1 protein-coding gene is annotated in these 240 nt (G+C 46.2%); it reads right to left on the bottom strand.

Going from position 1 to position 240, the window contains the following annotated elements; translation table 11 throughout:
* The coding region (locus PU683_RS21495; RefSeq protein ID WP_277174614.1) for a hypothetical protein at positions 1-240 on the bottom strand (240 nt) is incomplete at both ends.

Raw genomic sequence — 240 nt, 5'->3', positions numbered from 1 at the left:
ATGCCCCAGATTGGATTTGACAGAGCCTATCGCACAAAACTGTTTCTTGTTTGTATATTGTTGAAACGCGTTTGTTAAGGCAATTACTTCAATAGGATCGCCCAGCGCCGAACCATTTGCCGCCGATTCAATATAGCCGATAGTCTCTGGATCAATGCCCGACTGCTGAATCGACTTGACAATTAACTTTGCTTGCTGTTTCGGGTCCGGAGCTGTATACATCTGTCTTCCGCCGCTATG

It is taken from the genome of Candidatus Kosakonia sp. 282A-S69 (assembly GCF_029433855.1).
Lineage (GTDB): Bacteria > Pseudomonadota > Gammaproteobacteria > Enterobacterales > Enterobacteriaceae > Kosakonia > Kosakonia cowanii_A.
Note: the sequence above shows the minus strand (reverse complement) of the source record. Positions and strands in the feature narration are given on the sequence as shown.